The 18,424-nt window shown below is 46.3% G+C and carries 14 protein-coding genes; 8 read left to right on the top strand and 6 right to left on the bottom strand.

Annotated features, from left to right (window positions below):
• Positions 1–71: 71 nt before the first annotated feature.
• From Pcarn_RS07680 to arfB, 3 genes are all read right to left on the bottom strand, one after another.
• Positions 72–1,169 carry a carbohydrate porin gene (locus Pcarn_RS07680; protein WP_261833281.1) on the bottom strand — a complete coding sequence of 366 codons (1,098 nt, stop codon included), beginning with the start codon at positions 1,167–1,169 and terminating at the stop codon, positions 72–74.
• 168 nt (positions 1,170–1,337) lie between these two features.
• Positions 1,338–4,262: a UvrD-helicase domain-containing protein gene (locus Pcarn_RS07675; RefSeq protein WP_261833280.1), complete on the bottom strand. Its 2,925-nt coding sequence runs from the start codon at positions 4,260–4,262 to the stop codon at positions 1,338–1,340.
• Between the two features lie 98 nt (positions 4,263–4,360).
• The gene (gene arfB / locus Pcarn_RS07670) at positions 4,361–4,771 is read right to left on the bottom strand and encodes an alternative ribosome rescue aminoacyl-tRNA hydrolase ArfB (RefSeq protein WP_261833279.1); all 411 of its coding nucleotides are present in this window, start codon (positions 4,769–4,771) and stop codon (positions 4,361–4,363) included.
• Positions 4,772–4,897: 126 nt separating this feature from the next.
• Between arfB and Pcarn_RS07665 the strand changes: the two genes are divergently transcribed.
• Positions 4,898–6,589 carry a class I SAM-dependent methyltransferase gene (locus Pcarn_RS07665; RefSeq protein WP_261833278.1) on the top strand — a complete coding sequence of 564 codons (1,692 nt, stop codon included), beginning with the start codon at positions 4,898–4,900 and terminating at the stop codon, positions 6,587–6,589.
• Between the two features lie 39 nt (positions 6,590–6,628).
• On the opposite strand, the gene Pcarn_RS07660 is transcribed toward Pcarn_RS07665, so the two are convergent.
• From Pcarn_RS07660 to pepT, 3 genes are all read right to left on the bottom strand, one after another.
• Positions 6,629–7,063, bottom strand: a complete 435-nt coding sequence (locus Pcarn_RS07660) for a hypothetical protein (protein WP_261833277.1) — start codon at positions 7,061–7,063, stop codon at positions 6,629–6,631.
• Between the two features lie 150 nt (positions 7,064–7,213).
• Complete coding sequence (locus Pcarn_RS07655; RefSeq protein WP_261833276.1) at positions 7,214–7,765, bottom strand: hypothetical protein; 552 nt, start codon at positions 7,763–7,765, stop codon at positions 7,214–7,216.
• 253 nt (positions 7,766–8,018) lie between these two features.
• Complete coding sequence (gene pepT, locus Pcarn_RS07650) at positions 8,019–9,248, bottom strand: peptidase T (protein ID WP_261833275.1); 1,230 nt, start codon at positions 9,246–9,248, stop codon at positions 8,019–8,021.
• A gap of 259 nt (positions 9,249–9,507) precedes the next feature.
• Here pepT and Pcarn_RS07645 point away from each other — a divergent pair, with 259 nt between their 5' ends.
• The 7 genes from Pcarn_RS07645 (at position 9,508) to Pcarn_RS07615 (ending at position 18,380) form a co-directional block, all read left to right on the top strand.
• Complete coding sequence (locus tag Pcarn_RS07645) at positions 9,508–10,173, top strand: GntR family transcriptional regulator (RefSeq protein WP_261833274.1); 666 nt, start codon at positions 9,508–9,510, stop codon at positions 10,171–10,173.
• A gap of 10 nt (positions 10,174–10,183) precedes the next feature.
• Entirely contained in the window at positions 10,184–11,068 is an 885-nt protein-coding gene (gene prpB, locus Pcarn_RS07640) for a methylisocitrate lyase (protein WP_261833273.1), read from the top strand.
• A 68-nt stretch (positions 11,069–11,136) separates the two neighbouring features.
• The gene (gene prpC / locus Pcarn_RS07635; protein ID WP_261833272.1) at positions 11,137–12,273 is read left to right on the top strand and encodes a bifunctional 2-methylcitrate synthase/citrate synthase; all 1,137 of its coding nucleotides are present in this window, start codon (positions 11,137–11,139) and stop codon (positions 12,271–12,273) included.
• Between the two features lie 16 nt (positions 12,274–12,289).
• Positions 12,290–13,741: a bifunctional 2-methylcitrate dehydratase/aconitate hydratase gene (locus tag Pcarn_RS07630; protein ID WP_261833271.1), complete on the top strand. Its 1,452-nt coding sequence runs from the start codon at positions 12,290–12,292 to the stop codon at positions 13,739–13,741.
• 9 nt (positions 13,742–13,750) lie between these two features.
• Positions 13,751–15,628: a propionyl-CoA synthetase gene (locus Pcarn_RS07625; protein WP_261833270.1), complete on the top strand. Its 1,878-nt coding sequence runs from the start codon at positions 13,751–13,753 to the stop codon at positions 15,626–15,628.
• 417 nt (positions 15,629–16,045) lie between these two features.
• Positions 16,046–17,155, top strand: a complete 1,110-nt coding sequence (locus Pcarn_RS07620) for a hypothetical protein (protein ID WP_261833269.1) — start codon at positions 16,046–16,048, stop codon at positions 17,153–17,155.
• A gap of 22 nt (positions 17,156–17,177) precedes the next feature.
• Positions 17,178–18,380 carry a hypothetical protein gene (locus Pcarn_RS07615; protein ID WP_261833268.1) on the top strand — a complete coding sequence of 401 codons (1,203 nt, stop codon included), beginning with the start codon at positions 17,178–17,180 and terminating at the stop codon, positions 18,378–18,380.
• Positions 18,381–18,424 lie beyond the last annotated feature (44 nt).

Below are 18,424 nucleotides of genomic sequence, written 5' to 3'. Positions count from 1 at the left end.
CCGAGTAAAATAGGGGGTATATTTTGCCAAAGGAATATAGCCATTTATAAACTTGATGTTTCACAGATATATTAGAAAACGTATGTCAGCCTAACGCGAGCACCGAAATCATCGTCTTCGGAAAACACGCTCATGTTGTCGGTCTTATTTTCAACTGTGGTGTAGTAAGTACCAAGCGCGATGCCGAAGTCTTGAATGTCTAGCACATCTTTAAACTCATACGAGGCATAGGTGGTGTGCACATTCACGTCACCCACAGCAAAGCTGCTATTGTCGTATTCATTGGTAGCGTAGACGTGCCCTAAGCCAAAGTTCTTATACACGGCGTTTAGACCCATAGACATGTTCTCTTCATCTACCGCATCCATATAAGCGAAGTTGGCATTGACAGACCAGTCATCATTCGCCCAGTTTACCGTTGCGCCGTAACCGGTACGGTCGGAGATATCTCTACCGTTCACGTCAACTATCGCATCACTGACTAGGTTGCTTTCCATGGATGCAGCTAAGGTAAAATCACCGAGCTGATAAGCCACAACAGGGCGCACCAAGAAGGAGTCTTTCACATTGTCTCTATCCACTTGAACGCCTTGATAGCTGTCTGCGAATAGAGATGAGCGGTCGCCAATCATAGTCGCAAGCTCAAGGTACAGATTGCCAAAGCTCTGGTTATACATGATTTGACCGTCAGAGCCACGGCCACGCGCCTCTTTCATCTGGTAGATATAGGCACTGCCATCGGTATATAGGTCGTTTGAGGTATCGCCCGAATACTCAAGGAATACATCTAGCCCAACAGGGAACATGTCATAAGCCTCGAAGCGACCAGCAGTGATGGCCCAGCCATCTTTCTTACCGAAGGTTAGGTAGACGTCATCCACACCTACATCACCATCGGTCCTAAATAGCGACTCTACATTCACGCCCACGAAGTGACCGCTGTCGCTGTATCTCTCTCCAGAGAACTCGACTAGGATACGACCGTCTTGGTTAAACTCACTGCTACTGCCTTGGGTAGAGTCTCTATCCTGATAGTTGAAGTCCAACTCCACGTCACCACCGATAGAAAAGTGCCCTTGGTCATTGTCCAAGATCTTAATGCCAGCATTCGCCGAAAGGGCAGTAGTCGTCAACACTGCAACCAAAGAGTACTTAAATTTATTAATCATTTTTTCTCCAAAGATATATGTTTCTTTCGAGACGCATGATTATTGATTTGGTCTAGGTTGACGATGAATTAGAGATATTCATATTTGGGTGTGAACACTCTTAAATAAGCGAAACACTTTCAACTGCTAATAGATATTCGAGTGCGAGAGCTATTCATTGGAGGTCGTTTATGCTCTCTTCTTTCGACTGCTTCCAGTCTCTGTATCTGAGGCGCTCAGTTTTTCTGTATAGGTACATTGGTCGTGCGATAAACTGTAACCAGAGCAACCCCAGAAAATCCCTTTTTTTCCTGTTCGTTTTACCATAGGTCTGCCACAGGCAGGGCAGACTTTGGATTTATGTCCGCAGGCTGGGTTGTGACACACACTGTAGCTTCGCGTATCGGAAGAAGGAGACCCACATTTGGAGCAGCTTCGTACGTTTTTAACAGCGCATCCATTGCCCGTGCTGCAAGTGTAGAAGTCACCATATTGACCTTCTATTCGTTTCAAGAAGCCTTCTTCACAGTGCTTACATTTAAAGGTGGTTCGGTAGGCCTGCTTGAACGACTCAGAATGTATACCAACGCCAAATTTAGGGTTGAGTAGCTCAGTCACGAACTTAGAAGGTGAGCTTGGATCAGCAATAATATAGGCTTTCTTTTTTGCTCGAGTTACCCCGACGTAAAATAACCTGCGTTCCTCAGAGTCCGGAAAGCTGTCTATGGAGGGAAGGAGCGCCTCAACCACTGTATTTTCTAAAGTATCACTGGGAAACCCCTGCTTACCTTGACTGAACCCAATTAGGATACAGTAGTCCGCTTCCAAGCCTTTTGATTTGTGAAAAGTCCAGAACTTTACTCCGTCTCGAGCATTACGTTTACCTAACGCGATGTTCGCTTCAGAAAGCAAATAATTGTAGCGACCTATTATTGCTATCGAACCTTGGCTGTCATGACTTCTTATCTTGCTAACCACCTCGTATATTTTGGTCTCAAGGGCATCTTTCCCATTTTTCTTATCATCGAGCAAGTAAACTTGAGGTGTGTCGACGACGGTATGGGTTTGGATTTGCTTTTGATACTGCTCTGGGTTCTCCATAACAAACAGACCAGCTGTTTTTGCAATGCTATTGTTATACCTAAATGTTTTTTGCAGCTTGGTTTCACTGTAGGAACCAATGAGATCTGCAAATCGAGTAGTTAGTTCTAGTTTTCCACCAGAAAAACGATAGATAGATTGCCAGTCGTCACCTACAACCGTTAAAGCGGGTTTGGTTTTCGACATTTCGATAATAGTAGTGATTAGCTTCATTCTCGACGCTGAGATATCTTGGAACTCATCAATCAGTATTTGGCTCCAGGAGGGAGTAAACTCGTCTGAAGCAACCACCTCGGTTGCCAGATTTATCATGTCATCGAAATCGATACTTTCATTCGACCTAAGTTCTTCTATATAGTCGTCGTGAAGTTGAGTCAGCAAGTCAGTGGTGCTTTTGGCATCTATGATGTCGTTATGGGTAAGCCGCTGGAATATAGTAGCAGGCGACAGACCTTCTGAGCGGATAGCGGAAAGACACTTTCTTAATATCTTTGCCCCATCAGATATATAGTCAGATTCGTTAATGTGTTTAAGAATTTCATCTTTGTTCTTAGGGTGTGCTGGTATCTCGAGCTCGGATATTAAGGAATCTAAGCGATTGTTTAGAGTACCCTCTACCCAGTTGTAGTGATAAGTTTCGACCAACTTCGTTCCATTCGACTCATGAAACTGCCTCTTCCACTCGATATCACTGTTGTATTTCACTGAATCAATGTCGATGCGTGTAGAGCCGTCCCTACTGATTCCAAAGTGTTCCAAATAAACATCTGCTTGAGGGAGGTAGAAATCAGGTCGATAATCGACCCCAGCCGAGACTCTTTGCTTCACTGGATATTGAGGTTCGTATTCATACTCAACCCCTTTTATGAACAAGTAGTTTGCGATAAGGAGCTCTTGAAAGCCTTTGACCTTCTCTCCCTTGATTGTGCTGAAGGTGTTATCTCGCTGATAACGTTGAAATGCGGCAGCGCTGCGATAACTCATTGGGTCGATTGGGGGAGCAATCATTTCTATTAGAGTCGGCAATTTATCGAAGTGTTTTAAGAGGTAGGTTTGTAACCAGCGCGAGACCCAAATGTCTAATTTGTCGCTATCCTGAGTAAGTTGGCTTAGTCGCGTGTCGATACCACTTTCTTGGAGTATTTTTCTGCCGAGAGCGTGAAAAGTTGAGATTTGGGGTCTCTCTTCAAGATGAACATTGCTCTTTTGTGCTTTTTCAGAGAGGCGTTCATCTAGCTCGGTTGCTGCACTTTTGTTGTAAGCCATCGTCAATATTTGACTTGGGCTAGCGATTTTTCGGTCAACAAGATCCAGTATTTTTGCCACCATCACTGAGGTTTTACCTGTACCAGCCGCAGCAAGCACCATGTTGCGATCATTATTGCGTATAACCGCTAAACGTTGTTCTTGGGTTAGCGGATTTGATTCTACAGCGTCATAAAACTCCTCTCGTTGTTGAAGTTGATTCCCTTCGTGAAATGCGCGAAGAGATGCTATATCAAGAGGATAGAAGTCAGCTATCAAACGAACTAGGTTCCGGTCAGAATCTCCGAAACTAGATAACAAGCTTGGTCTCTGTGTAGTTAGAAGATGGATAGATTCACAGATTTGTGCGAGATGTTTGGACTCAGAATCTCTAGGGAATGAATTAACTGCGTTAAGCTCAAAATCTTTGATATCTGATAGAGTGCGGCTTGCAACTCTCTTCTCAATTGCAGTGTTTATGGCCTCGGTAAACGATGAAACTTGTTTTGGATTTAGACCATTTAAACATGTGCTTTTAGGAAGTGTTATCGAACCACCCAACCACGAAGTTGAAGATACAGTGAACGATTGAAAATTGTCAGTATCGATTGTATCTATTCGACGACCTTTTCGATAAAGGTTTATTGTTCCATCTTCAAAAGTGACAGTGTCAAAACTATTGGTAAGCTTGCCCCAAAGGTTTACAGAGATTGAGACTACGGACACGACACAGATTCCTTTGTTACAGCATTGATTACAGAACACCATAGGTGTAGAGAAAATGCATCATAAGATATGACAAGTAGTCTTGCTACAAGGAATGAGGCGAAGTTTAACCGAGATCATTTAACAGGATTTGCAGGGTTCTAAATGACCTTGCCTCGCAATGACTTAGTCGTTGAGCGTTTCTTTTTGCCTTCAAGTCGTCGCTTTTGCGAAGCTTTAGTTGGTTTGGTAGGACGACGCTTCTTCTGAACCACCATAGCTTTCTTTATGAGCTCGACCAATCTATCCAGAGCATCCTGCCTGTTCTGCTCTTGAGTGCGGTAGGTCTGTGCTTTGATGATAATAACGCCATCGCTACTGATGCGACTGTCCGATAATGCCAACAGTTTTTCTTTGTACACGCTAGGCAGGGTAGAGCGGTTGATATCGAATCTGAGATGTATTGCTGAGGAGGTTTTATTGACGTTCTGACCACCCGCACCTTGGGCACGGATGGCAGTCATTTCAATTTCCCAGTCGGCTAGGACTACTGTGTTGGAGATTTTAAGCATCTGAATTCAAAAAGTAAGTTAGATAACAGCAACAATTTAAATGCTGAGAGAATGTTTTAAGAAACTAATATTGGCACAAAGATAGTTTTGTCTTTTAATAAAGAGATTGTCTTGATAGGTAGAATTATGTCTGATAAGTCATCAGTTTACGACAAGTTTGCTCTTAAGTTCTATGAGCAGTATACATCGACCACATTTAGCGAAGTTCACAAATCTTGGAAATCGTTTTGGCCTCTTGAAGGAGATACGGTTTTAGATGTTGGAGCAGGTATTGGACGTGATGCTCTTCGAATGAGTGAATTGGGAGCTGATGTATATGCCGTAGAACCATCAAAAGAGATGTTGAAGCTAGGGAAAAAACATACAGGTGATAAAGTGACATGGCTATCGGATTGTTTGCCTAGCTTGGCTAAGGTTATCAATCTCGGAGTTAGATTTGATGTCATCTTGTTAAGCGGAGTTTGGATGCATATTCCTTCTTCTTATCGGGAGAGAGCATTCCGAAAACTATCAAATCTCCTAGCCCCCAATGGAAAACTAGTTATCTCTTTAAGATATGGAGATTTTTCTGACAACCGTATTTCTTATGGAGTCTCTGAGACAGAGATTGACCAACTTGCCAAGCATAATGCACTTCTGAAGGTTTTTTCTTCAGAAGTGCAATCAGATACTTTGAGCCGAGAAGATGTACGATGGCAAACTATTGTATTGTCATTACCCGATGATGGTACTGGAGACTTAACAAAAATTAGACATGTGATTGTCAACGACAATAAAACAGCAACCTATAAGCTAGCCCTTCTAAGAACTTTGCTTCGGATAGCAGATGCACACCCTGGAGCTGTGATTGATAGGCACGATGGGAAAGTTGTGTTACCCGTTGGTCTGGTAGCACTTTACTGGATTCGCCAGTACAAGCGTTTGTTGGACAAGCATTCTATCCAACAAATGAAAAATGGAGATAAAAAACTGGGCTTTGTCCGTGAAAAAGGATGGAGTAACCTTTCTGAATTTGGACCTGATGACCTTTCTATAGGGTCGATATTTTTGAATGGTGATGCAGAAGCGATCCAGCAAACCATCAAAGATTGTATTTCTACCATCAAGGATGGGCCAGTAACTTATACGTATCAAGGAGATAGGTCTAAACCATATTTTCAGATCGTAACTGAACGAGTTAAGAAAGCAGAAAGTATTGTTCTCGATTTGAAGTATTTAAGTAGCTTTGGAACTTTTATTCTGGATGAAAGTTTTTGGGAATGTTTGAGAATTTATCACTCTTGGATAGAGCCTCTGGTAGTCAATCAGTGGATCACACAAATGCGAAGCTACAAGTTAAATCAAACTAGAGAGATTACATTGGAGCAATACCACGCTTGTTTAGCTTGGCACGAAAGAGACCACGATACCAAGATCGTGCGAAAAAGAGTTTCAGAACTAGTTGATGAAAACTCAAAGGTTGAGAGTATTTGGAGCGGTAAAAAGATAAAGAACAATTATCACGTTGATCATTGCTTACCTTTCGCCTATTGGCCAAACAATGATCGATGGAATCTATTTCCGGTCTTAGCATCTGAGAACTTAAATAAAAGTGATAGATTACCAAGTTTGGAAAGGCTAAAAGACTCTAGAGAGCGAATTTTAAATTGGTGGGAGCTGGCTTGGGGGGATGATAATACTCAAGGAAGGTTTTTCAACGAAGCGACTTTATCTTTACCAAATATTCCACCTGAATGTCGTAACTTCGAGGACGTTTTTGAAGCAATGAGTTTACAGGTTCGCGGAGTCAAAAAAAGGCTTTTAGTTTCTGAATGGTAAAACAAACGACCCGAGCTTAGCTCGGGTCGTTTGTTTTGATTAAGCTGGCACCTCAACTGCCGTTAAAGCAATGGGTGTGGCTTGGTGATGAAGGAACTCTTCCAGTACGGCGCGGTTTTTACCCTTGATGGTGATGCCCCACTTTGAGAATACGGCTTCTTCGAAGCTCATTTCTGCTAGGTTGGTGTCGTGGTGACAACATGGCATCTGCACTGCAATTTGGTCAGCTGGAACGATAGTGAGCTTGCTGTTGAATTGCATTAGCTCTGCAGCGTCGACTGTGTGGTTGTGGTCGCAACGTGGGCACGATACCTCTTCGCTATCTTTGAACTTGCCGCTTTGGGTAACAAAGTCGGACTCCCAGAATGAGATCTCGGTTTCGCAGAAATAGTCTTGTAGCTTGGCAACTAGGTTGTTCTTTAGCTCAGGAGAAAGAGTCTGGTTGTTTGTCGGACAAAGATTTACTGAAAACATATTTAGCCACCTGCTTAAAATCTGAAAAGGTTTTACCAAGCAACAGAGCCTCAGTTCCGTGGAGATACTGCTGTGTACGGCGCCATTATATGGGCTATTTGTTAGAGTTACTTATCATATCGCGCCAGTGGATTGAGAAAGTGGGCTGAATCAAAAGTCAGCGAAGTATTCGTGAGCCTTATCAATCTTCACTACCTTTGCTAACACGCGGTCGCCGTTTTCTTTGGTACGGCGATATTGGATGTATCGGCTATGATCAGGTCCGAAACTCACATGTAGTGGGCGGTCTTTGCCATAGAAATAGAGACGATCGAAAGGCAGGTTTTGGGTGATGTAGAGGGCGACCTTGTGCATCTGGTTTTCATACCCTTCCACATAAAGGTCGCATGATGCGCCGTCTCTAGTGCAGATGCGTTTTCCTTTGAGGTTCAGCTCTTTACTGGCGTGCTGGTCTTCCTTTGGGCCGGTATCTTTTGCGTTGATACGTTGAACATAACGGTTGAGTTCGGCACTGTTAAAACCATAGGTGATAGAGACTTCGCCTAGAGCCTTTTGTAGCGGCTCTAAAATCTCTGAAACCAGTTCATGTAAGCAGGCTTCCGACTCGGGATTGGGCGTATTGGCTTTGGCATACTCTGGGTGTTTATGCTGATGCCAGTCGATGAGCTTATCAAACAGAATTTGATGCGATGCTGTGTTCATGGTTTGTCTCAATTTTCGGGAGTGGCTCTATCCTAGTTGTAAAAGAGACTAAAAGTGTCTGTTTGAAAGCTCAGATAAAAATATGCCCAACCAGTATATACCCGTCTTACTTGAAGATGCTGGGGTGTTGGCTGGCACTCCTCACTGGATGGCCAGCCCCGCTCCATCACATAGTTCATCTATGCTCAGGCGCTTGGCTCGTTTGCCGCCTACGAGCATCTCCAATTACTTAGGGTAACACCGGGCATTGATGTTACTTAGCTTGTTTGGCGGTGTTTTCCGCTATCTTGCAGATCACCTTAACCGCTTGTTCCATACCCTCTATGGTGATGAACTCATGGATACCGTGGAAGTTATAGCCGCCGGTAAAGATGTTTGGACAAGGCAGGCCCATGAAGGAAAGGCGAGCGCCATCTGTGCCGCCACGGATAGGCTTGATCTCTGGGATGACATCGCAATCAATCATAGACTGCTTGGCTATCTCGATGATGTGCGGATGAGGCTCAACCATTTCACGCATATTGAAATAAGCATCGGTCAGCTTTAGTTCAACATGGCCTTTAGTTAGTTGGCTGTTTAGCTGCTCAACCTGAGCTTGCATAAAGGCTTTGCGACGCTCAAGCCCTTCGCGATCAAAATCGCGAATGATATAGCCAAGCTCAGTACGAGCCACCGATGGCTTCATGGATTTAAGGTGATAAAAGCCTTCATAGCCTTGGGTACACTCTGGGGTTTGACCGGCTGGCATCATCATCTGAAATTGAGCAGCGATGTTCATTGAGTTGATCATCTTGTCTTTGGCAGTGCCTGGATGCACGTTTACGCCATGGCAGATGACATCCGCTGAAGTCGCATTGAAGTTCTCGTATTCCAGTTCACCCACAGGGCCGCCATCTATGGTGTAAGCCCACTGCGCGCCAAACTTTTCAACGTTAAACATATTGGCACCACGCCCAATCTCTTCATCTGGGGTGAAACCGATACAGATGTCACCGTGCTTGATGTCAGGGTTGGCGATTAGGTGCGAAACAGCAGTGATGATTTCGGCAATACCTGCTTTGTTGTCGGCACCAAGAAGGGTGGTTCCGTCTGTGGTGATCAGGTTATGACCGAGCAGCTTTCTCAAATCTGGGTATTGCACAGGTGACAATACTTCATCGCCAATGCCTAGGGCGATATCACCCCCTTGATAGTTCTCAACGATCTGAGGTTGTACATCCTTACCAGACGCATCTGGCGCGGTATCCATATGGGCAATGAAGCCAATTGCCGGCACTGGATAGTCGACGTTGGAAGGCAGGCGTGCGGTGAGATAACCATTGAAGTCCAGTGATACGTCAGAAAGGCCCAGTTCATTGAGTTCTTTCTCAAGTTGCTTGGCGAATAGGCGCTGCCCCTCAGTACTCGGGCAGTGATTGTTTTCGGGATCTGATTGAGTATCAAAGCTTACATAGCGTAGAAAGCGCTCTACTAGGTTGTCCATATCTCACTCACGGTAACTTATTGATTTGTCGAATCAGTATCCTCTTCTGAATGGTGCAAAGAATTGCGATGAATCAGTTTTTTGTGAATTAACAGGCGCACTTACGAGTTAAAGGCGGGATTGATGTGATCTACCGCATTATTTTTGACCATCAGCATTAGCCTTTAGTCTAAATTGTAAACAATTTGATTGTTATTAGTTGCATATAAGCCTAAATTTTAATCAGAAAAAGCAGATTGTCGACAATCTTGGGGCTTAGATGAATATTCCGCAGTTAGTAAAAGACACCACTAAATCAGAGAACCTCACCGAGTTTCTTATCGAAGCCGTGGTGTGTGGTGAGATAGCAGAAGGCAGTAAGATTTCCGAGCCCGAGCTTGCCAAACGCTTTGAGGTGAGTCGTGGGCCACTTCGTGAAGCCTTGATGCGTTTGGAAGGGGTAGGTCTTATTGAGCGCATCCCCCATGTTGGCGCGCGAGTGATCAGCGTTTCGAAACAGCATCTGATAGAGCTTTACACAGTGCGCGAGTCTCTAGAGGGAATGGCGGCAAGGCTTGCTGCCAAGCACATTACTGAGTCAGAGCTTGAGCGTTTGTCTTCGTTGCTACAAGCGCATGCTGAGCACCTCAACAACAAAGATGGTGAGCCTTATGCCCTGCAACAAGGGGATTTCGACTTTCATCATCAGATCATTCACGCCAGTAGGAACGGGCATCTTATTAAGCTTTTGTGCGGTGAGCTTTATCACCTAATTCGCATGTATCGCTATCAGTCGCCGCGCCGTCATAACCACCCTCATAAGGCGCTAGCCGAGCACCAGTTCATATTAGAGGCGATCCGTAATCGAGATGAAGAGCTTTCTGAAATCTTGATGCGTCGTCATATCTCGGGCAGCAGACGCTTGCTCGAATCAGAGATTGAGTAAGGGAAAATTGATGAGTCAGGGTAAGAAATTCAGACAGGCGGTGGCGCAAAACGATCCGCTACAAATCGTCGGCACGGTGAACGCCTACTGTGCCTTGATGGCAAAAGATGTTGGGCATCAGGCTATTTATCTTTCGGGAGCTGGGGTGGCGAATGCTTCCTATGGATTGCCGGATCTCGGCATTACTGAGCTTACTGATGTGCTTATTGACGCTTCGCGCATCACCAATGCCTGTGATCTGCCTTTGCTGGTGGATATAGATACCGGGTTTGGCGGGGCGTTTAACATCTCCCGCACCATTAAGGCGATGGAAAAAGCCGGTGTGGCCGCCGTGCATATCGAAGATCAAGTGGCGCAGAAGCGATGTGGTCATAGACCAAACAAAGCGATAGTAACCCAAGAAGAGATGGTAGACCGCATCAAGGCGAGCGTTGATGCCAGAATCGACAGTGATTTTGTGATTATGGCAAGAACCGATGCGCTAGCGGTAGAGGGGATGGAGCGAGCACTAGAGCGTGCTATCGCCTGTGTGGAAGCGGGCGCGGATATGGTATTTCCTGAGGCGATGAATGAACTGTCTCAATACCACGATTTTTCTACCGCGCTTAAGTCTGCCATAGGCAGAGATATTCCTATCTTGGCCAATATTACCGAGTTTGGTCAGACGCCTCTGTATGGCTGTGAAGAGCTAGCCGAGGTGGGCGTGGATATGGTGCTTTATCCGCTATCGGCGTTTCGCGCGATGAATAAGGCTGCTGAAACAACCTATCGTCATCTGCTTTCTGAGGGCAATCAACAAGCATTAATAGAACAGATGCAGACTCGAGCCGAGTTGTATAACTACCTGAATTATCATGATTTTGAACAGAAGCTAGACGAGCTATTTCGTCGATAACATTTGAGCGAACCTGACGCGTTTGAGTTGGAAGTAGTACAAACGTAAACAGGTCACAAGGAGTGATTATGTCGTTGGAAACTACCGCACCTATCGGAGGTGCAGGACTCAGAGGCCAGTGTGCAGGGGTAACCTCCCTATGTACCGTGGGTAAGTCGGGTACGGGCTTAACCTATCGTGGCTATGATATCTCAGATTTGGCCAAGCACGCTGAGTTTGAAGAAGTGGCGCACCTACTACTGAAGGGGCACCTTCCAAATCAAACTGAATTGGATAACTACAAGACAGCACTAGTGGCACAACGCGGTCTGCCGGAGGCACTAAAACAAGCGTTAGAGTTGCTGCCTGCAAGCGCACATCCAATGGATGTGATGCGTACTGGCTGTTCGGTGCTCGGCAATCTAGAGCAAGAGATGAGCTTTGATGAGCAGCAACAAGCAACGGAGCGAATGTTGGCGCTGTTTCCGGCCATCATCTGCTATTGGTATCGCTTTAGTCATGATGGTGTGCGTGTGGATACCGAAGATCAGAGCGAGCCATGCATCGGTGGCTACTTTCTAAAACTACTTACGGACAAGACACCGTCTGAGCTGCATAAAAAAGTGATGCATTGTTCTTTGATTTTGTACGCCGAGCACGAATTTAACGCCTCTACCTTTGCCGCCCGTGTGTGCGCGTCCACTCTCTCAGATATTCATTCCTGTATCACAGCCGCTATCGGTACCTTGCGCGGTCCACTGCATGGCGGTGCGAATGAAGCCGCTATGGATATGATCAACGACTGGACGAGCCCGGAGGAAGCGGAGCAGAACATCCTAGGAATGCTAGAGCGTAAAGAGAAGATCATGGGTTTTGGGCATGCGGTGTATCGAGAGTCAGACCCGCGAAATGCACTGATCAAATATTGGTCGAAACAGCTTTCTGAAGAGGTAGGAGACACCCATTTATATGCGGTATCTGAGCGAGTAGAGTCGGTGATGAAGCGCGAGAAAGGCCTATTCTGTAACGCCGATTTCTTCCATGCCTCTGCTTATCACTTTATGGATATTCCAACCAAACTGTTTACCCCAATCTTTGTGATGAGTCGCCTGACTGGCTGGGCCGCACATATCTATGAGCAGCGAGAGCACAACCGCATTATTCGTCCGAGTGCTGATTACGATGGTCCTGAGCATCAAGACTGGCTACCAATTGAACAACGTTAATTTAAAGGAATAGATGATGAGTCAAAATGTAGATCTAAACGAGCGCCAAGCGCCGGATGAATTGCTTGTTCAAATTGCCGATTACGTGATGAACACCGAGATTGAATCTAGCGAGGCGTATGACACGGCGCGTAACTGCTTGATGGACACCTTAGGCTGTGGCTTGCTGGCACTGCGCTTTCCTGAGTGTACCAAGCACCTAGGACCGGTTGTGCCGGGCATGCAGGTAGCTAATGGTGCTCGCGTGCCGGGAACCTCTCATGAGCTAGACCCTATTACCGCTGCGTTTAACATCGGATGTATCGTTCGTTGGCTTGATTTCAATGATACCTGGCTTGCGGCAGAGTGGGGCCACCCATCGGATAACCTAGGCGCAATTTTGGCGGTGGCGGATTATCTTAGCCGTGTCGCTGTCTCTGAAGGTAAAGCACCTCTGACTATGAAGGATGTGCTCACAGCCATGATCAAGGCACACGAGATCCAAGGCGTGTTAGCGCTGGAGAACAGCTTTAACCGAGTTGGCTTAGACCATGTGCTCTTGGTGCGTGTGGCTTCGACCGCAGTGGTAACCATGATGCTTGGCGGCAATCGAGATCAGGTGATAGATGCCTTGTCACACGCTTGGGCTGATGGCGGCGCGTTGCGTACCTACCGCCATGCGCCGAATGCTGGTTCACGTAAGTCGTGGGCTGCCGGCGATGCTACGTCTCGAGCGGTGCGTCTTGCGATGATTACCATGAAGGGCGAAATGGGCATTCCAACAGTGCTTTCAGCGCCAAACTGGGGCTACTTCGATGTGCTGTTTAAGGGTGAGCAGTTTAAGGTAAGCCAAAGTTTTGAGAGCTATGTGATGGAGAACGTGCTGTTTAAGATCTCTTTCCCAGCGGAGTTCCACTCTCAAACAGCGGTTGAGGCGGCGGTGATCTTGCACCCTGAGGTTAAAGATAAGCTCTCTGAGATAGAGCGTATTGAGGTGACTACCCATGAGTCTGCTATTCGCATCATTTCTAAAGTGGGTGAGTTGGCAAACCCAGCCGATAGAGATCACTGCCTGCAATACATGATTGCGGTGCCGCTTATCCATGGTGACCTGATTGCGGAGCATTACGAAGATAGCTTCCATAAGGGCGATGCTCGCATCGATGAGTTGAGATCTAAGATGACCATCATAGAAGATGAGCGCTACAGCAAGGAGTATCTGGACTCGGATAAACGCTCAATCGCCAACGCAATTCAGGTGTTCTTCAAAGATGGCAGCTCTACGCAAAAAGTGGAGGTGGAGTATCCGATTGGGCATAGAAGACGTCGCGCTGAGGGCATTCCAGTTCTTGAGCAAAAGTTCTTGTCGAACTTACGTACGCGCTACCCAGAAGCTCAATGCCAAGCCATTTATAAGCTTTGTAAAGACCAAGCCAAGCTTGAGCAAACAAGCGTTAACGAGTTTATGCAGTCTCTAGTCATTAACTAGGAGCCTAGTATGTCTGATTATCAAACTGAGTATCAAAGATCTGTATCCGACCCTGAGGTTTTTTGGGCGGAGCAGGCCTCAAAACTAGAGTGGTTTACTATTCCGAAAACCATCCTTGGAAAGGACGAGCATGGCATAGAGCGCTGGTTTGCTGATGGCGAGCTAAATACCTGTTATCTGGCGTTGGATCACCATGTGGAGCAAGGGAGAGGAGACCGAACGGCGCTGGTTTATGACTCTCCAGTGACCGGAGTGAAAGCAAAGTACAGTTACAGCGAACTGCTGACTGAAGTCGAAAAGCTAGCGGGCATGTTGGCAGGGCTGGGCGTAGAAAAGGGTGATCGCGTGGTCATCTATATGCCGATGATCCCTCAAGCCGTGATGGCGATGCTTGCTTGTGCAAGGCTTGGCGCAGTGCACTCAGTGGTGTTTGGCGGCTTTGCTCCTGGTGAGCTTGCGGTGCGCATTGAAGATGCCGAGCCTAAAGTGATTTTAACTGCCTCTTGCGGCATAGAGATCGACAAGGTGCTTGCGTATAAACCGCTGGTGGACAGAGCCATCATGGAAAGCCGTTGGAAACCGTCTAATGTGGTGGTTTATCAGCGCCCAGAGCTTGAAGCTGAGCTGAGCAATGAGCGAGACCTAGATTGGAGAACCGAGGTGGCGAAAGCTGCGCCAGCGCCATGTACCAGCGTTAAAGCGACCGATGCCCTGTATATTCTCTATACCTCAGGCACCACAGGTAAACCTAAAGGGGTGGTGCGGGACAACGGTGGTCACGCGGTTGCGATGAAATACTCAATGAGCACCATCTATAACATTCCGGAGGATGGCGTGTTTTGGGCTGCATCTGATGTTGGTTGGGTAGTAGGGCACTCTTATATCGTTTATGCACCTCTGATCCATGGCTGCACCACCATCTTGTATGAAGGCAAACCAGTGCGCACGCCAAACCCAGGGGCATTCTGGCGAGTGTGTGAGGAGTATGGGGTGCAAGCATTGTTTTCCGCTCCCACCGCATTTCGAGCTGTGAAAAAGGAGGACCCGCAAGGGGAGTTCTTACAGCACTATGACCTTAGCAAGCTACAAACCATCTTCATGGCAGGGGAGCGTTTAGACCCGCCAACCCTAGAATGGGTGACAGAGGTAAGCGGCAAGCCAGTCATTGACCACTGGTGGCAGACGGAAACCGGTTGGGCCATTGCAGCGAACCCAACGGGTATCGAGACTCTACCGGTGAAACCAGGCTCAGCAACGGTTCCTGTCCCGGGGTATCAGGTAGAAATCTTAGATGAAGCTGGGGAGGCTTGTGCGCCCAATCAGCAAGGTTTTGTCACGGTAAAACGTCCAATGCCTCCGGGCTGTTTACCAACGGTATGGCGAAACCATGACCGATTCCAATCGGGTTATCTAAGCCAGTTTGAAGGGTATTACCTTTCAGGCGACGGTGGGTATATCGATGAAGATGGTTACCTGTTCATCATGGGTCGTATTGATGATGTGATAAACGTGGCAGGCCACAGGCTCTCGACTGGTGAGATGGAAGAGGTAGTAGGTGGCCACCCTGCAATTGCGGAATGTGCTGTTGTCGGTATTCATGATGACCTCAAAGGACAGAAACCTCTTGGCTTGGTTGTGCTTAAAGATGGGGTGTCAGTTGAAGACGCCACCATCGGCAAGGAGCTCATTGGTAAGGTGCGTGACGAGATAGGCGCCGTAGCCTGCTTCGACCAGGCGTTGGTGGTGGATAGGTTACCCAAAACACGCTCAGGCAAGATCTTACGCAGGGTGATTCGTCAGATAGCCGATGGTGAGCAGTATGTGGTGCCATCGACCATCGATGACCCGAGTAGTTTGCAGGAGATTGAGAGGGTGCTTAAAGGGTAGAAGAGATAGCTGTCAGCTGTAAGCTATCAGCGATCAGACAGGGGAACTGTTGCGAAACGGTGCCATACACAACAGATCACGGAAAGCTTTGCTTATCCGTGATCTGTTGTGGTGCAAAGCGTTGACCCTGTGCACTCGAAGAACCACCCCTTAAAATTGGACATTTCTGTTGAGCGACTTTTAAGGCCTGATTTCGATTTCCTATCGGAGTCAGGCCTTTTAGCTTCACTTTGACTCACTCGGTGTTGTAGTAAATTTAGGTGAATCAATTATTTAATGCGTTGAGTGTATTAATTGTAACCTTGTTTTAAATCAAGAGGCTCAGTGATACTGCGCTATCTTGGGCCTTTGTTTAATTGGTATCGGTTGAATATCTACTAAGCTATCTGCTGTCAGAATGGCAGATAGGTGATGACTATGGAACTATTATTGGTGGTACATGGGATAGGCACGCATACAAAAAAAAGTATTGAGGAGACGGTTAATGAGGCGGGCAATATTTGCCTCAAGAGGTACGGCCTTAAAGGCAAGAATGCTGAGTATGCTAAGTATGTAAAAGTAGTTGGTATTGGGTATGACGAGGTTTTTGAGGAAGAAAGAAAAAGAATTAAAGAGAATCGTGATGAATTCTTTACCCTTTTAAAGTCGGCTGGCTTGCAAGTGCCCGGGATGCTTAAGTGGCTGAAAAAAATAGACGATGACAATTGGTTTACGACGCATGGTTTAGACATTCTTCTTTATGCTGGCCTACATTCTGAGTTGGTTCGCTACAAAGTCGCTAGGAAGATAACTGAAGCCGTTGAAGAGGCCAAAGGTGAAAAAATACACAAATCAGGATTGAAGGGCGTTCATATTGTTGCGCACTCTATGGGGACGGCGGTTGTGCACGACACGCTTCGTAAAATGTACGGTAGTGGCGTCTCCGATCCAGAAAAGAAGGGGAAAACTTATTCTTTAGACCCTTCAAAAAATAAGCTCTCGACGTTATGGATGTTTGCCAATGTGACGCCCTTGTTTCATTTCTTTGGTGAGCTCATAGACGGTATGACGTCTACCACAGACCCCCTTAAATCCGTTGTGCGACCAGCTCCAGGCAAAAAGGGTTGCTTGTATAGGTTTTACGACATATCTCATGAATACGACTACGTGAGTCGTTGGCTTCGACTAATCCCCCTTCAATCTTGGATGCCACCGCCAAGTCAGATGTATGAGTTCCGTTCTATAGAAACCGAAGATTTTTATGAAGAACTCGACCCGCACAGTTTGAAAGAATATATCTGCAATCCTGAGGTGTCCTATTTGTTTCTATCAAGAACTATGGACTCGGGTGATTTCAATGTTTCCCCAATTGCAGCTGAAAAAATTGATGAGAAACTTGATGCGGCATTGAAAGGTGCAGACGAGCTTATTGATGAGTTAGCTGAAATAGAGAAGCCGAAAGATGTGGTTGAGTGGTTTAAGTTGCTTAAGGAATATGGAGAGTATGTAAAAGACTTCGACCAAGAAGACCCTCAACCAAAAGAGTGACAGCTTCACTAAGGAGAGTGCTATGAAATGCTTTGGAAAAGCGATACGCCTTAGCCTTCTTTGCGGGGTGTTTATGACCAGCTTTGGTGTATGGGCTGATGATGTGTGTGAGCCTCAAACTGGTGAGGACTACTGGAAATCGCGGCTGTATGCGCCTGCTAGTGAGTTTGGTTCATTCCAAGTGGAGCGCAAAAAATTAAAGGAAAAAATGGACGACAAGTCGCTGAGTGCAAAAGTACGAGAGGAGGCGAGTCAAGCATACTATGCGAGTGCTGGGGTTGCAGAGCAGGCTTATCAGCGTTATTTGGTAGCATTAATGCAGTCTGGAGCGAATGTCGATATTACTACAGGTAACGATATCTCTAAGCATATAAAGACCACAATTGATTCTGATTTGGTTGGGTATAAAAGCAGTGACAACAGCGGAGATGTGTTGCAGTTCACTGGGGATGACCCGACTAGACGGAAACTGCCAAAGAACCAGGAGTACGTTGTGGAGATTGTCCCGTATCCCGAAAATGGTAGTACTGAGGTAGAGCTGACGTTTAGCGATGACGCTATAGCGCAATGTGAGGAGCAATTGAAGTGTACTTCAGCTGAGGGGTCGGAAGGTGTTAAGGGCAACGCATGTGTCGTTTTTGTAAGTAAATGGGCTGAAGCTGCGGATAGTGCGAGCAATCCAGAGCGAAACGAGACTCTTGCGAATTTGAAAAAAGGTCTGATAGCGGGTGAGAGAGAGTGGGAGCGCTTCTTTAACGAGTCTCGCTACCAATACCTGTGGGAGAAGTCTTTTACCGCTTGGGTGTATTCGGATGAATTGAAGCAGGACAAGTTTGTTCCCCCTCCACCTTATCAAATTCACTTGGTTAGACCTTGGTTTGTCATGGAGTATGTTGGAGATGCTGATGATGGTAACCAGTTTGAGGGAGCGATATCGCTAGAGGTTATTGGGATAAATTATTGGAATGGTGGCTATGGTTCCTTTGATTGGATTAATTTTCCTTTTGGTGTTTCTGCGGTCGTAACATTCTCAGATAGAGCTGGTGTTGATGATGTTGCTTATGGTGCGATGTTCCATGTACTGAATTCTTATTCCTTTGGTGTGACAGCACGGGGAAGTGGTGAGGTCGGTGTATTCTTAACGGCTGATCTCTTGAAGGTGTTCTCGGATAAAAAATCCGAGGTCGAATACTGGGGGAAAAAGATAGACGATTATGTACCTTAGCTTCGACATAGGGCATAAGAAGATTCCAGCTAACCTGCGGGAAT

The sequence above is a fragment of the Vibrio ishigakensis genome (assembly GCF_024347675.1).
GTDB classification, from domain to species: domain Bacteria; phylum Pseudomonadota; class Gammaproteobacteria; order Enterobacterales; family Vibrionaceae; genus Vibrio; species Vibrio ishigakensis.
Note: the sequence above shows the minus strand (reverse complement) of the source record. Positions and strands in the feature narration are given on the sequence as shown.

Excerpts from the sequence above, each read along its gene's own strand:
- Pcarn_RS07680 (WP_261833281.1), bottom strand. The coding sequence starts at position 1,169 with ATGATTAATAAATTTAAGTACTCTTTGGTTGCAGTGTTGACGACTACT.
- Pcarn_RS07675 (WP_261833280.1), bottom strand. The coding sequence starts at position 4,262 with ATGGTGTTCTGTAATCAATGCTGTAACAAAGGAATCTGTGTCGTGTCC.
- arfB (WP_261833279.1), bottom strand. The coding sequence starts at position 4,771 with ATGCTTAAAATCTCCAACACAGTAGTCCTAGCCGACTGGGAAATTGAA.
- Pcarn_RS07665 (WP_261833278.1), top strand. The coding sequence starts at position 4,898 with ATGTCTGATAAGTCATCAGTTTACGACAAGTTTGCTCTTAAGTTCTAT.
- Pcarn_RS07660 (WP_261833277.1), bottom strand. The coding sequence starts at position 7,063 with ATGTTTTCAGTAAATCTTTGTCCGACAAACAACCAGACTCTTTCTCCT.
- Pcarn_RS07655 (WP_261833276.1), bottom strand. The coding sequence starts at position 7,765 with ATGAACACAGCATCGCATCAAATTCTGTTTGATAAGCTCATCGACTGG.
- pepT (WP_261833275.1), bottom strand. The coding sequence starts at position 9,248 with ATGGACAACCTAGTAGAGCGCTTTCTACGCTATGTAAGCTTTGATACT.
- Pcarn_RS07645 (WP_261833274.1), top strand. The coding sequence starts at position 9,508 with ATGAATATTCCGCAGTTAGTAAAAGACACCACTAAATCAGAGAACCTC.
- prpB (WP_261833273.1), top strand. The coding sequence starts at position 10,184 with ATGAGTCAGGGTAAGAAATTCAGACAGGCGGTGGCGCAAAACGATCCG.
- prpC (WP_261833272.1), top strand. The coding sequence starts at position 11,137 with ATGTCGTTGGAAACTACCGCACCTATCGGAGGTGCAGGACTCAGAGGC.
- Pcarn_RS07630 (WP_261833271.1), top strand. The coding sequence starts at position 12,290 with ATGAGTCAAAATGTAGATCTAAACGAGCGCCAAGCGCCGGATGAATTG.
- Pcarn_RS07625 (WP_261833270.1), top strand. The coding sequence starts at position 13,751 with ATGTCTGATTATCAAACTGAGTATCAAAGATCTGTATCCGACCCTGAG.
- Pcarn_RS07620 (WP_261833269.1), top strand. The coding sequence starts at position 16,046 with ATGGAACTATTATTGGTGGTACATGGGATAGGCACGCATACAAAAAAA.
- Pcarn_RS07615 (WP_261833268.1), top strand. The coding sequence starts at position 17,178 with ATGAAATGCTTTGGAAAAGCGATACGCCTTAGCCTTCTTTGCGGGGTG.